General features: G+C 75.3%; 4 protein-coding genes. All 4 read left to right on the forward strand.

Annotation, left to right across the window (positions count from 1 at the left end):
• The first annotated feature begins 12 nt into the window (after positions 1-12).
• Positions 13-8,190, forward strand: coding sequence for an SDR family NAD(P)-dependent oxidoreductase (locus ABTZ58_RS38820; protein WP_351367822.1), 8,178 nt, complete (start codon positions 13-15; stop codon positions 8,188-8,190).
• A gap of 241 nt (positions 8,191-8,431) precedes the next feature.
• Complete coding sequence (locus tag ABTZ58_RS38825; protein WP_351367825.1) at positions 8,432-9,499, forward strand: glucose-1-phosphate thymidylyltransferase; 1,068 nt, start codon at positions 8,432-8,434, stop codon at positions 9,497-9,499.
• Positions 9,496-10,254 carry a futalosine hydrolase gene (locus tag ABTZ58_RS38830; RefSeq protein ID WP_351367828.1) on the forward strand — a complete coding sequence of 253 codons (759 nt, stop codon included), beginning with the start codon at positions 9,496-9,498 and terminating at the stop codon, positions 10,252-10,254. Before ABTZ58_RS38825 ends, ABTZ58_RS38830 begins: the two co-directional genes overlap by 4 nt.
• Positions 10,255-10,835: 581 nt before the next feature.
• Positions 10,836-15,440, forward strand: a 4,605-nt coding sequence (locus ABTZ58_RS38835) for a type I polyketide synthase (RefSeq protein ID WP_351367831.1), incomplete at its 3' end; no start/stop codon positions are given.

Raw genomic sequence — 15,440 nt, forward strand, 5'->3', positions numbered from 1 at the left:
GACGGTGCGCGGGTGGTGGCGTTGCGGTCGAAGGCGATCGTGGCGCTGGCGGGCCGTGGTGGGATGGTGTCCGTCGCGCTCTCCCACGAGGACACCGGCTCTCTGATCAGCCGGTGGGAGGGCCGTATTTCGGTCGCGGCGGTCAACGGGCCCACCTCCACGGTCGTCTCCGGTGACGCGGACGCGCTGGACGAGTTCGTCATGCGTGCGGAGCATGAGGGCATTCGGGTGCGTCGTGTCGAGGTGGACTACGCCTCGCACTCGGCGCATGTCGAGGCCATCGAGGACGAGTTGGCCGAAGTCCTGGCCCCGGTCTCGGCGGGGGAGCCGTCGGTGCCGTTCCTGTCGACGGTGACGGGGGAGTGGGTCACCGATGGTGAGACGGATGCCGGGTACTGGTACCGCAACCTGCGCCAGACGGTGCGGTTGGAGCCGGCCGTCCGGCGGCTCGCCCAGTCCGGGCATGGCGCGTTCCTGGAGATGAGTCCGCATCCGGTGCTGACCGTTCCGGTGGCGGAGACCGTCGAGGCGGCGGGCGCCGATGCCGTCGTCGTGGGGTCGCTGCGCCGGGGCGAGGGCGGCCTGGACCGCCTGTACGTATCCCTGGGTGAGGCGTGGGCGCGTGGTGTCGCCGTCGATTGGACGGCCGCCTTCGAGGGGTTGTCCCCGCGCCGTGTCGACCTGCCCACCTACGCCTTCCAGCGCCGCCACTACTGGCTCGAACCGGTCGGCCGTCCGGCCGCTGCCGACACGGGCCCCGACGGCGTGGACGTCCTCGACGACGACTTCTGGACCAGCGTCGAGAACCACGACCTCGACGCCCTCGCCGGAGACCTCGGCATCGACGACGTGCGCTCACTGGCGAAGGTCGTACCGGCGCTGTCGTCCTGGCGGCGCGACCGCATCAACCGCTCGACCCTCGACGGCTGGCGCTACCGGGTGACCTGGCGGCCCCGCGCCGAACAGCCCGCCCGCGCCGCCGAGCTCCCAGGGGTCTGGCTGGTGGTCGTACCCGCCGGGCACGAGGCCGACCCCTTCGTACGCACCGTCCTCGACGCCGTCGAAGGGCACGCGAGCGTCGTACGCGTCGTGGCCGCCGGAGCGCCCGAGGCCGAACGCGACCGCATGGCGGACCTCGTACGGCAGCACACCGCGGACACCACCGTCGGCGGAGTGCTCTCGCTGCTCGCGCTGGACGAGTCGCCGTGGTCGCGGGAGGGCGTGCTGCCCACCGGCCTGGTGCTGATGACCGCCCTGCTCCAGGCGCTCGGCGACGCACGGGTCGACGCACCCGTGTGGTGCGCCACGCGTGGGGCCGTCACCGTCCGCCGGGGCGACCCGCTCGTCAGCCCGCTGCAGGCGATGAGCTGGGGCCTCGGACGCATCGCCGCCCTGGAGTACCCGCAGCGCTGGGGCGGTCTCGTCGACCTGCCCGAGACGCTCGACACCCGGGCCGCGCGGCGCCTGGCCACCGCCCTGTCCGGGGCGCTGGAGGAGGACCACGTCGCAGTGCGCCCGTCCGGGATCTTCGCCCGCCGGCTGGTGCGCGCGGGCGACGGACCGCGCCCCGAAGGCACCTGGACGCCGTCCGGCACCGTGCTCGTCACCGGCGGCACCGGCGGGCTCGGCCGGCACGTCGCCCGCTGGCTCGCCCGCCGCGGCGCCGAGCACCTGGTGCTCGTCTCCCGGCGCGGCCCGGCCGCGCCCGGCGCCGACGGCCTCGTGGCCGAGCTCGCGGAACTCGGCACCCCGGCCACGGTCGTCGCCTGCGACGTGTCCGACGCGGCAGCCGTCCGGCGACTCGTCGACGACCTGCCCGGGGGTGGCACCCTGACCGCCGTCTTCCACACCGCGGGCATCATCGACGACGGCCTCATCGACGCCCTCACCCCGCAGCGGGCCCACGACGTACTGCGGCCCAAGGCCGACGCGGCGCTCGCACTCGACGCCGCCACCCGGCACCTGGACCTCGACGCGTTCGTCCTGTTCTCCTCCATGGCGGGCACCCTCGGCGGACCCGGCCAGGGCAGCTACGCCGCCGCCAACGCCCACCTCGACGCCCTCGCCGCGCGCCGGCGCGCCGAGGGACTGCCCGCCACCTCGATCGGCTGGGGCACCTGGGCCGGCGGCGGCATGGTCGGCGAGGACGTCGCCGAACGGCTGCGCCGCGACGGCGTGCCGCCGATGGACCCCGAACTCGCCGTCGCTTCCCTGCAGAAGGCGCTGGACCAGGACGAGGAGTTCCTCATCGTGGCCGACGTCGACTGGAAGCTCATCACGGCCCGGGCCTTCGCCGCACTGCGCGAACTGCCCGAGACCCGGGCCGCCGTCGCCGACCGTGCGGCTGAGCGGGAGACCGAACCGGTCGACGGGCCGCCGCTCGTCAAGCGGCTGGCCGCCCTGGCTCCCGCCGAGCGCCGTGCCGCCCTGCTCATGGAGATCCGCACGCAGGCCGCCGCCGTCCTCGGGCACGACGACGCCGCCGCCGTTCCCGAGGGCCGCGCCTTCCGCGACCTCGGCTTCGACTCGCTGACCGCCGTCGAACTGCGCAACCGGTTCGCCGAGGCCACCGGGCTGCGGCTGCCGGTCACCCTCGCCTTCGACCACCCCACCGCGTCCGCCCTCGCCGCCCACCTGGACGGCGAACTGTTCGGCGGGCGAGCCGCCGACGCCCTGCCCGCCCTGCCCACGGCGTCCGTGACCGACGACCCCGTGGTCGTCGTCGGCATGGGCTGCCGCTTCCCCGGCGGCGTCACCTCCCCGGAGGAGCTGTGGCAGCTCATCGCCGAGGGCACCGACGCCATCACCCCGTTCCCCGGCGACCGCGGCTGGGACATCGAGAACCTGTACGACCCCGACCCCGACCGCGTCGGCCACTCCTACGCCCGGCACGGCGGATTCCTGCACGACGCCGACCGGTTCGACCCGGCGTTCTTCGGCATCTCCCCGCGTGAGGCGGTCGCCATCGACCCGCAGCACCGGCTGCTGCTCGAAACCTCCTGGGAGACGTTCGAACGCGCCGGCATCGACCCGGAGGGGATGCGCGGCGCCCGGGCCGGCGTGTTCGTGGGCTCCAACTACAACGACTACGCCCGCAGGGTAAGCCAGGCCCCCGAGGAACTGGAGGGATACCTGGCCACCGGCAGCGCGAGCAGCGTCGCCTCCGGCCGCATCGCCTACACCTTCGGCCTCGAAGGCCCCGCCGTCACCGTCGACACCGCCTGCTCCTCGTCGCTGGTCGCTCTGCACCTGGCCGTGCAGGCCCTGCGGTCCGGGGAATGCGAACTGGCCCTGGCCGGCGGCGTCACCGTGATCTCCACTCCGGACACCTTCGTCGAGTTCAGCAGGCAGCGCGCGCTGTCGCCCGACGGACGCTGCAAGCCGTTCGCCGCCGAGGCCGACGGAGCGGGCTGGGCCGAGGGCGTCGGCCTGCTCCTGCTGGAACGCCTCTCCAACGCCCGCCGCAACGGGCACCCGGTCCTCGCCGTCGTCGCGGGCACCGCGGTCAACCAGGACGGTGCCTCCAACGGACTGACCGCGCCCAGCGGCCCCGCCCAGCAGCGCGTCATCCGCCAGGCCCTCGCCTCCGCCGGGCTCTCCCCGGCCGACGTCGACGCCGTCGAGGCACACGGCACCGGCACGAGACTCGGCGACCCGATCGAGGCGCAGGCCCTGCTCGCCACCTACGGCCAGGACCGGCCAGCCGAACGCCCGCTGTGGCTGGGGGCGCTGAAGTCCAACATCGGGCACACCCAGGCCGCCTCCGGTGTCGCCGGCGTCATCAAGATGGTGATGGCGATGCGGCACGGCGTCCTGCCGCGCACCCTGCACGCCGACCGTCCCTCCCCGCACATCGACTGGTCCAGCGGCGCCGTGCGCCTGCTGCACGAGGAGCGGGTCTGGGAACCGGGCGACGGACCCCGGCGCGCCGGCGTCTCCTCCTTCGGGGTCAGCGGCACCAACGCCCACGTCATCCTCCAGGAGCCGGACCTGCCCGCACCCGCGCAGCCGCAGCCCGGCGCCCGGCCCGCGCAGGCACTTCCCTGGCTGCTGTCCGCCCGCGGCACCGCCGCCCTGCGCGACCAGGCCCGCCGCCTCCTCGACCACCTCACCGCCCACCCCCGGACCGCGCCGGCCGACCTCGCGCTGTCCCTGGCGACCACCCGCGCCCGGCTGGAGGACCGGGCGGCCGTCGTGGCCGACGGCACCGACGCCCTCACCCAGGCGCTCACCGCCCTCGCCGAGGGCCGGGAACACCCCCAGCTGATCACGGGCCGCGCCCGCGGCGGCAGGACGGCGTTCCTCTTCTCCGGCCAGGGCACCCAGCGCCCCGGGACCGGCCGCGCCCTGTACGAGACCCACGACGTGTTCGCCGACGCACTCGACGCCGTCTGCGCCCACCTCGACGGCCACCTCGGCACACCGCTGCGCGACGTCCTGTTCGCCGAACCCGGCACCGCGGAAGCGGCCCTGCTCGACCGCACCGACTACACCCAGGCCGCACTGTTCGCCGTGCAGGTCGCCCTGTACCGGCTGCTGGAGAGCCTGGACGTGCGGCCCGACGTGCTGCTCGGCCACTCCGTCGGTGAGATCGCCGCCGCCCACGTCGCCGGCGCCCTCACCCTGGAGGACGCCTGCCACCTGGTCGCCGTGCGCGGCCGGCTCATGGCCGGCCTCCCCGAGGGCGGCGCCATGATCTCCGTACAGGCCCCCGCGGAGGAGGTGGCACCGCTGCTCGCCGCGTACGAGGGCCGGGTGTCCGTCGCCGCCGACAACAGTCCCCTCGCCACCACGCTGTCCGGCGACGAGGGCGACCTCACCGCGCTCGCCGCCGAACTCGCCGCGCAGGGCCGCAGGACCCGCCGCCTCAACGTCGGCCACGCCTTCCACTCGCACCGCATGGACGGCATGCTCGACGCCTTCGCCGAGCACACCGCGGGGCTGGCGCACGCGGTCCCCGAGCTGCCGGTGGTGTCCACCGTCACCGGACGCCCCGTCACCGCCGCCGAACCCCTCGACGGCGCCTACTGGGTGCGCCAGGTCCGCGAAAGCGTCCGCTTCCGGGCCGGCATCCGCACCCTGGAGGAGCAGGGCGTCACCACCTACGTGGAGATCGGCCCGGGCGGCGTGCTCACCGCGCTCGCCGGGGAATGCGTCGGCGACGACGCCCTCCTGGTGCCCACCCTCGGCCGGGACACCGAGGAGAGCCGGTCCCTGACCACCGCCCTCGCCCGGCTGCACACCCACGGCCACCACGTCGGCTGGGACACCTGGTTCGCCCCCACCGGTGCCCGGCGCACCGACCTGCCGACCTATCCCTTCCAGCGGCGCCGCTACTGGCTGGAGGCGACCGGCAGCGCCGCCGCGGGCCCGGACTCCGTACGGCACCCCCTGCTCACCGCGGCCGTGCCGCTGGCCGACGGCGACGGGCTGCTCCTGACCGGCACCGTCTCCGTGGACAGCCGGCCCTGGCTCGCCGACCACGCCCTCGACGGCCGGATCCTGTTCCCCGGCACCGCCTTCCTGGACATCGCCCTCGAGGCGTGCGCCCACGTGGGCGCCGGCCGCGTCGGCGACCTCACGCTGAACACGCCGCTCGTCCTGCCCGGACACGGCGGCGTGCAGCTCCAGGTCGGCGTCTCGGCGCCCGGCGCGGACGGCGACCGCACGCTGACCGTGCACTCCCGACCCGTCGCCGGCGACGGCGCGGACGCCCCCTGGACCCGGCACGCCGAAGGCGTCCTCTGCGCCGCCCCCGCGGCCGCCGGCGAGCCCGCTCCGGCCGCCTGGCCGCCGCCCGGCGCCACCCCCGTGGACGTGACCGGCCTGTACGAGGGGATCGCCGAACGCGGCTTCGCCTACGGCCCCGCCTTCCGCGGGCTGCGCGCCGCCTGGCGCGACGGCGACACGGTGTACGCGGAGATCGCCCCCGAGGACGGCGAACACCTCCAGGGCACGGACCGGTTCCGCATCCACCCCGCCCTCCTCGACGCGGCCCTGCACACCGTGGCCCTCACCGTCACCGACGGCACGGGCACCGTGCTGCCGTTCGCCTTCCAGGACGTCACCCCGCACGCCGCCGGGCCCGACGCCCTGCGGGTGCGGCTCGTGCCGGCCGGGGAGCACACCCACCGGGTGACGCTCCTCGACGGCACCGGGGCGCCGGTCGCGGAGATCGGCACGCTCGCCCTGCGGGCCGTGGACACCGCGGCCCTGCCGGCCACCGCGGGCGCCGGCGCGCTGCACACCCTCCGCTGGACCCCTGCGGCCCCGGCCGGACCGTCCGGCCCCTTCGCCCCGTCGCACCTCGTGGGCCCGGCGGCGGACCTCGCCGGCCACCCGGTCCTGGCCCAAGCCGTGCGGTACGCCGATCCGGCCGCGCTGGCCGCGGCGACCACCGGGACCGCCGCACCGCGCACCGTGCTGGCCGTCGTGCCGACGCCCGATGACGACACCGACCCCGCCACCGCCGCCCGGCAGGCCACCCAGCACGCGCTGCGGCTGGTGACCGAGTGGCTCGCGCAGGACGCCCTCGCCGCCTCCCGGCTGGTCCTGCTGACCCGCCACGCGGTCACCACCGGTCTCGGCGACGCCTCCCGCACCGACCCCGCGCACGCCGCCGTATGGGGCCTGGTCCGTGCGGCGCGGACGGAGAACCCCGGCCGGTTCGCGCTCGTCGACCACGACGGCACGGCCGCCTCCCTGGCCCTGCTGCCCACCGCCCTGGCCGGCGAGGACAGCGAGACCGCACTGCGGGACGGAGCCGCCCTGGTCCCCCGGCTGACCCGCGCCACGCCCGACACAGACGCGCCCGACGCCGTCGGCGACGGCACGGTGCTCGTCACCGGCGCCGGCGGCGTCCTGGCCCGGCGGATCGCCCGCCACCTGGTCACCGCGCACGGCACCCGCTCGCTGCTGCTGGCCGGACGGCGCGGCGCCGCCGCCGAGGGCATGACCGAACTGTGCGAGGAACTGCGCGCTCACGGCGCCCGCGTCACCGTCGCCGCCTGCGACGTGGCCGACCGGGACGCCCTGACCGCCCTGCTCGCCCAGGTGCCCGACGACCGGCCGCTGACCGCGGTCGTGCACACCGCCGGCGTCCTCGACGACGGCATCGTGCAGTCGCTCACCCCGGAACGTCTGGACACCGTGCTGCGCGCCAAGGCCGACGCGTCCCTGCTGCTGGCGGAACTGACCCGCGACACCGGCGCCGCGCTCGTCCTGTTCTCCTCCCTCGCCGGCACCCTCGGCGGGGCCGGTCAGGCGAACTACGCGGCCGCCAACGCCTTCCTCGACGCGTTCGCCGCCCGCAGTACCGCCGCCGGACGCCGCGTGCAGTCCCTCGCCTGGGGGCTGTGGGCGGAGCGCAGCGGAATGACCGGCACCCTGGCCGAGACCGACCTGCGCCGCATCGCCCGCAGCGGCCTGCGCCCCATGGAGACGGCCGACGCGCTCGCCCTGCTGGACACGGCGCTGCGCAGCACCCAGGCCTGGTTCGCCCCCGCGGACCTGGACACCGGCGCGCTGCGCGGGCCGGACGGTGCGGTGCCCGACCCGCTCCGCGACCTCGTTCCCGCCCGCGCCCGGCAGGCGGCCCGTACGGCCCCCGCCGCGCCGGCCACCGCCACCGCCGGGGACAGCCTGCGCGAACGCCTCGCCGGGCTGGACGCAGGCGCCCGCCACAGTGCCGTACTGGAAGCCGTGCTCGCCCAGGCGGCCCTGGTCATCGGCCACGACACCCCCGACTCCCTCGATCCCGAGCGAGGCTTCCTGGACATCGGCTTCGACTCCCTGACCGCCGTCGAACTGCGCAACCGGCTCGGCACGCTCGCGGGCGTACGGCTGCCGGCGACGCTCATGTTCGACCACCCCACCCCCGAGCGGCTCGCCGCCCACCTGCTGGAGCGGATGACCCCCGCCGAACCGCCTACCGCCTCCCCGGCCGCCGCAGACCGGCTGGAGCAACTGGAGGCGCGGTTCGCGGAGGCGCTGGCGGACCCGGACCTCCACGCGGGGCTGCGGGTGCGGCTGCGCGACTTCCTGGACCGGCTCGACGGCGCCCCGGCACCGGTCCCGGCCCCGGTCCCGACGCCGGCCCCGGCGCCGGGACAGGGCCCGGACGCACTCACCGACGAGGTCTCCGACGAGGAACTCCGCGCCTTCCTGGAGGGCGACCTCGACGACGCCTGAGCACCGGCCTCCGGCCGCCGCGGCGCGGACCAGCTCCCGTCGCGGCGGCCCCGGCCCGCACGCCGACTTCGATCCCGATCCCGATCCCGACTCCGACCCGCAGACCGCCCGATCCGCCCCACGACCCGAACATGACCCGGCGCCCGCACGACCGCGGGCGTCCCCGCCCACCGATCCGCTCCACACGGCCGGGAACCCCCAGCCCCGCCGGCCGTCCGCCCCTTGTCATTTGGATGGAACAGTGAAGGCTCTTGTGCTCGCGGGGGGATCCGGTACGCGACTGCGACCGATCACCCACACGTCCAGCAAGCAACTGGTCCCGGTCGCCAACAAGCCGATCCTCTTCTACGGACTGGAATCCATCGCCGCCGCCGGCATCACCGAGGTCGGCGTCATCGTCGGCAGCACCGCCGCCGAGATCCAGGCCGCGGTCGGCGACGGTTCCGCCTTCGGCCTCGACATCACCTACATCCCGCAGAGCGAACCCCTCGGTCTCGCCCACGCGGTCCTCATCGCCCGGTCCTTCCTCGGCGGCGACGACTTCGTGATGTACCTCGGCGACAACTTCGTCCTGGACGGCATCAGCGACGTCGTCGACGAGTTCCGCAAGAACCCCTGCGACGCGCAGATCCTGCTCACCCGCGTCAGCGACCCCACCGCCTTCGGCGTGGCCGTGACCGACGACCAGGGCAACGTCGTCGAACTCGAGGAGAAGCCGCGGACACCGCGCAGCGACCTCGCCGTCGCCGGCGTCTACCTGTTCAGCCCTGTCGTCCACGACGCCGTCCGCGCCATCCGGCCCTCCGCCCGCGGCGAGCTGGAGATCACCGACGCCCTCCAGTGGATGATCGACCGGCGGATGACCGTGCGCTCCACGGTCATCACCGGCTACTGGAAGGACACCGGGAACGTCACCGACATGCTGGAGGTCAACCGCACGCTCCTGGAACGCCTCCAGCCCCGCGTCGACGGATGCGTGGACGACGAGAGCGAGATCATCGGACGGGTCAGGATCGAGGCCGGGGCCCAGGTCCGGCGCTCCCGCATCGTCGGTCCCGCCATCATCGGCGCGGGCAGCGTCGTCACCGACTCCTACATCGGACCGTCCACGTCGGTCGCCGAGGAGTGCCTGATCAGCCACAGCGAGATCGAGTACTCCATCGTCCTGCGGGAGTCCTCCTTCGACCGCATCCGCCGCGTGGAGGCGTCCCTCGTCGGACGCAACGTCAAGGTCACCCTCGCGCCCCGGCTGCCCGCCACCCACCGCCTCGTGATCGGGGACCACGGACAGGTGCAGTTCTCCTCATGAGCGGTGTCCGTGTCCTCGTCGTCACCGCGGTCGCCGCCGAACGCGACGCCGCGGCCCGCGGGTTCGGTCCCGCCGCCACGTCCTCACGGCCCGTGCCCGCGCCGTCAGGGCGGGACGCCGTGCGCGTGACGACGGGCGGCGACGGTCCCGGTCACCGGCCGGTCCGCGCCGACCTCGTCGCCGGGGGCGTCGGACCGGCCGCGTCGGCGGCGAGCACCGCGACCGCGCTGACCGCGGCGGCCGCCCGCGGCGAACCCTACGACCTGGTCGTCTCCGCCGGCATCGCGGGCGGGTTCGCCCCCGTCGCGGCCCTCGGCTCCGTCGTCGTCGCCGACCGGGTCATCGCCGCCGACCTGGGAGCCGACTCGCCCGACGGGTTCCTGCCCGTCGACGCCCTCGGTTTCGGCACCACCGCACACACCTGCGCGCCCCACCTCGCCGCGGCCGTCGCCCGCGGGCTCGGAGCCGTCCACGCACCCGTCCTGACCGTCTCCACCGCCACCGGCACCGCCGAACGCGCCGCCGTACTGCGGGAACGCCACGGCGCCGCCGCCGAGGCGATGGAGGGGTTCGGGGCCGCCGAGGCCGCCGCCGGGCACGGCACACCGTTCTTGGAGATCCGCACCATCTCCAACGCGGTCGGTCTGCGCGACCGCTCCGCCTGGCGCGTCCCGGAGGCACTGGTCGCCCTGCGGGACACCTTCGCGGTCCTGCGCACCGCGCTCACCCGGGGCGTTCCCCCGCCCTACGGCTGACCGCCGGCGGCCGGCGGCAGCTCCGGGGCGTCACACCTCCCCGCGGCCGACCGCAGGGTCCCCGCCCCGGCCGGATCGTCCGCCGGGCTGCGTCTTCCCGCGTCCTCCTGTGCCCGATCACCGGGTGGGTGCGGTGGCTTAGCCCCGGCGGGACGGTCCGCCCGCCGGGCTGCGTCCTGCTGTGCCCGATCACCGGCGGGTGCGTGGGCCTCGCCCGGACGGATCGCCCGCCGTGCTCCCGGGCCGGTCACGTCTCCCACGGCCGACCTCCTCTGAGGGGTGACCCCCGCACCCGGCCGCAGCGGTCCCGGCCCCAACTCCGCTCGCGCCCACGGCCGTAGAGCGACACGGCCGTGCTCCGGCCGACGCCCCGGCCTGCGCGAACAGCGAACCGCGGACGATTTCCAAGGGTTTCCCCAAACAACCCCGCCGGGGACCGGAATCGGGTGACCGCGCGGGTCATGCTGTCCCCACCGCACGAGGAGATCACCACCGGCGGGGCCCCATCGGGCGCCCCGGCCCGGCACCCGGGCCTCCACGCGGCACCACCGTCACCGAACCGAACAGCATGGGGGCAGTCCATGACGAATGAAGCGCAGCTTCGGGACTACCTCAAGCGGGTCACCGTCGATCTCCACACCACCCGCCGCAAGCTGCGGCAGCTGGAGGCCCGCGAACAGGAGCCCATCGCCATCATCGGCATGAGCTGCCGGCTGCCCGGAGACGTGCGCACCCCGGACGACTTCTGGAACCTGCTGGTCTCCGGAACCGACGCGGTGACGGACTGGCCCGCCGACCGCGGCTGGCCCACCGTCCCCGGCACCGACTCCGGCCACCGCCGGGGCGGCTTCGTCCACGACGCCGACCGCTTCGACCCCGCCTTCTTCGGCATCTCCCCGCGCGAAGCCCTGGCCATGGACCCGCAACAGCGCCTGCTGCTCGAAGTGGTCTGGGAATCCCTCGAACGCGCGGGCATCGATCCGGCCGCCCTGCGCGGCAGCCGTTCCGGCGTCTTCGTCGGCTGCAGCGACCAGGGTTACACCTCCGGCCTGACCGAGGTGCCCGAGGACGTCCGCGGTCACCTCCTCACCGGCAACTCCATGTCCGTCCTCTCCGGCCGTGTCGCCTACACCCTCGGCCTGGAGGGCCCCGCCGTCACCGTCGACACCGCCTGCTCCTCCTCCCTGGTCGCCCTCCACCTGGCCGCCCAGTCGCTGCGGTCCGGCGAGTGCTCCCTGGCGGTCGTCGGCGGTGTCACCGTCATGTCCAGCCCCGGCGCCTTCACCGAGTTCGCCCGGCAGGGCGGCCTCGCAGGCGACGGCCGCTGCAAGGCGTTCTCCGACGAAGCCGACGGCACCGGCTGGGCCGAGGGCGCCGGCATCCTCGTCGTGGAGCGCCTTTCCGACGCCCGCCGCAACAACCACCCCGTGCTGGCGGTCGTCCGCGGCAGCGCCGTCAACCAGGACGGCGCCTCCAACGGCCTGACCGCGCCCAACGGCCTGTCCCAGCAGCGCGTCATCCTCGCCGCCCTGGCCAACGCCGGACTCCCCGTCACGGACATCGACGCCGTGGAGGCCCACGGCACCGGCACCGCGCTCGGCGACCCGATCGAGGCGCAGGCGCTGCTGGCCACCTACGGCCAGGGCCGTCCCGCCGACCGTCCCCTGCTGCTCGGCTCGGCCAAGTCCAACCTCGGCCACACCCAGGCCGCCGCCGGCGTCGTCGGCGTCATCAAGTCCGTCCTCGCCCTGCGCCACGGCGTACTGCCCCCCACACTGCACGCCGAGCGGCCCTCGACCCACGTCGACTGGACCGCCGGCCACGTGAGGCTCCTCACCGACGCCCACGACTGGCCGGAGACGGACCACCCGCGCCGCGTCGGCGTCTCCGCCTTCGGTGTCTCCGGCACCAACGCCCACGTCATCGTCGAACAAGCCCCGCAGCCGACGGCCGAAGAGGCGGACGGCACCGACCGGACCGACCGGACCGACCACACCGACCGGGCCGACCGGACTCCGCGGGCGAGCCTTCCGGTACTGCCCTGGGTCCTGTCCGCCCGCGACGAGGAGTCCCTGCGCACCCAGGCCCGCCGCCTGGCCGACCACCTCACCACCCGGCCGGACGCCGACTCCTACGACCTGGCCGCGTCCCTCGTCACCACCCGCACCGCACACCCGTACCGTGCCGCGGTCGTGGGCGCCGACCGCTCGGAACTCCTGTCCGCCGTCGAGGCGTTGGCCCGCGGCGATGCCGCTGCGGACGTCTTCACCGACACCGCGCAGGAAGCGGGCAAGATCGCGTTCCTGTTCTCGGGTCAGGGTGCGCAGCGTCCCGGTATGGGGCGTGAGCTGTACGAGGCGTTCCCGGTGTTCGCGGAGGCCTTCGACGCGGTGTGCGCGCACGTGGGCGGCGAGCTGAAGGACGTCGTCTTCGGTGACGACGTGGAGCGTCTGGGGCGTACGGAGTGGACGCAGCCGGCGCTGTTCGCGGTCGAGGTGGCGTTGTTCCGGCTGCTGGAGTCGTGGGGTGTGCGCCCGGACTTCGTCGGCGGGCACTCCATCGGTGAGATCGCTGCTGCGCATGTGGCCGGGGTGCTGTCCCTGGAGGACGCCTGCACGCTGGTGGCAGCCCGGGGCCGGTTGATGCAGGCGTTGCCGTCGGGTGGGGCGATGGTGGCGGTGGAGGCCGCCGAGGAGGAGGTGCTGCCGCTGCTGGAGGGGCGTGAGGTGTCGGTGGCGGCGGTCAACGGACCTCGCGCCGTGGTGATCGCGGGCGCCGAGGCGGCTGTGTCCGAGGTCGCCGACGAGCTGGCCGCGCAGGGCCGCCGCACGACCCGCCTGCGCGTTTCCCACGCCTTCCACTCGCCGCTGATGGAGCCGATGCTGGCGGAGTTCCGTGAGGTCGCCGAGCGCATCACCTACGCCGCTCCGTCCCTCCCGGTCGTCTCGAACGTCTCCGGACAGCTCGCGGTCGAGGGGGAGTTGACTACCGCCGAGTACTGGGTGCGGCACGTCCGCGAGGCCGTCCGGTTCGCCGACGGTGTCGCCGCCCTCGCGGCGGAGGGTGTCACGCGGTTCCTGGAGATCGGCCCGGACAGCACCCTGACGGCGCTGGCCCGTGCCTGCGTAACCGACGACCGCGGGCTGCTCTTCCTGCCCGCACAGCGCAAGCAGGGCACCGAAGCCCGCAACCTGATCGGTGCCTTCGCCCGGCTGCACCTGCACGGGGCGGCGGTGTCGTGGCCCGCACTGCTTCCGGGCGCCCGCGTCGTCGAGCTGCCGACCTACGCCTTCCGCCGCGACCGCTACTGGCTGGAGCGCTCGTACGCCGACGACGGTGCCGCGCTCGTTCCTTCCGGGCCACATCACCACGTCGTCTGGACCCCGGTCCAGGGGCTGCCGGAAACGTCGCGGCTGCCCGGGCGCTGGCTGCTCGTCCGGCCCTCGTCCCTGGACGGTGACGACGGATGGGACGGCGCGCTGACCACCGCGCTGCTCGACGCGGGTGCCGACGTGGCCACCGTGGACCACCACCCCCTCGACACGCGGGCCCAGCTGGCGGGCCGTATCGCCGCCGCCGTCGGGGACGGCCCGGTCACCGCGATTCTCTCCGCGCCGGCGCGCAGCGACTCGGTGGACGACGTGCCCGCGGGCGTGCCCGCCACCGCACTGCTTCTCCAGGCCCTCGGCGACGCCCGTGTCGACGCTCCGCTGTGGGCGCTCACGCGGGGCGCCGTGGCCACCGACGCGAACGATCCGGCACCCGACCCCGCGCAGGCCGCCGTCTGGGGCCTGGGCCGTGTCGCCGCCCTGGAGCACCCCGACCGCTGGGGCGGGCTCGCCGACCTTCCGCCGACGCTGGACCAGCGTTCCGCGGCGCGGCTCGTCGCCCTGCTCGCCGACGGCACGACGGGCCCGTACCCGCGCGAGGACCAGGTCGCCGTCCGCGCCGCCGGCGCCTTCGCCCGCAGGCTGGCCCCCGCCGCTCCCTCCGCGGATGCGACCTGGCAGCCGACCGGAACCGTCCTGGTGACCGGCGGCACCGGTGCGCTGGGCGCCCGAGTGGCCCGCTGGGCCGCACGACAGGGAGCCGCGCACCTCCTCCTGGTCAGCCGACGGGGCGCGCAGGCGCCCGGCGCGGAGGCCCTCGCCGAGGACCTGCGCCGTCTGGGCAGCGACGTCACGTTCGCCGCCGTCGACCTGGCGGACCGTGAGGCGGTCCGGGAACTGCTCGACGCTCACCCGGTGGACGCCGTGGTCCACACGGCCGGCGTCATCGACGACGGCGTGCTCGACGGCCTCGGCCCGCAGGCCTTCCGCTCCGTGTTCGCGGCCAAGACGACGGGGGCGCGGCATCTCGACGAATTGACCCGCGACCGCGCCCTGTCCGCCTTCGTCCTGTTCTCCTCGTTCGCCGGCACCGTCGGCTCGGCCGGGCAGGGAAACTACGCCGCCGCCAACGCGTGGCTGGACGCCCTGGCCGAGCGGCGGCGGACCGAGGGCCTGCCCGCCACGTCGATCACGTGGGGGCCCTGGGCCGGTGGCGGCATGGCGGCCGACGCCGACGCCGAGGACCGCCAGGTGCGCGGCGGTGTCGGCCTGCTCGACCCGGACCGGGCCCTGGAGGCCCTCGCCCTCCACGCCGCCGGGGACCACGCCGCGCCGCTGGTCGCCGACATCGACTGGGACCGCTTCGGCGCCGCCTTCACCGCCGTCCGCCCCAGCCCGCTGCTCACCGAGGTCTACGGCCGTCCGGCCGAGGCCCGCACCACCCCGGCCGCGACCGGCCTGCGTGACCGCCTCGCCGGCCTGACCCCCGAACGGCGTCGGCACGAGCTGCTGGCCGAGGTGCGCACCCGTGCCGCGGCGGCCCTCGGCTACGCCGGGGTCGAACAGGTGGGTGCGGAGCGGGCGTTCCGCGACCTGGGCGTCGACTCGCTGATCGCGGTCGAGCTGCGCAACACCCTCGCCGCCGCGTGCGGTCTCACGCTTCCGACGACGGTGGTCTTCGACCATCCGACACCGCAGGCCCTCGCCAGCCACCTGCACGACGAACTCTTCGGCGACACCGACACCGCCGTCACGGCCACCGCTGCCGCAGCCGCCGTCACCGACGAGCCGGTGGCGATCGTCGGGATGGCCTGCCGTTTCCCCGGCGGCGTCGACTCTCCGGAGAGTCTGTGGGCG

It is taken from the genome of Streptomyces sp. NPDC094143 (assembly GCF_040303825.1).
Classification (GTDB): Bacteria; Actinomycetota; Actinomycetes; order Streptomycetales; family Streptomycetaceae; genus Streptomyces.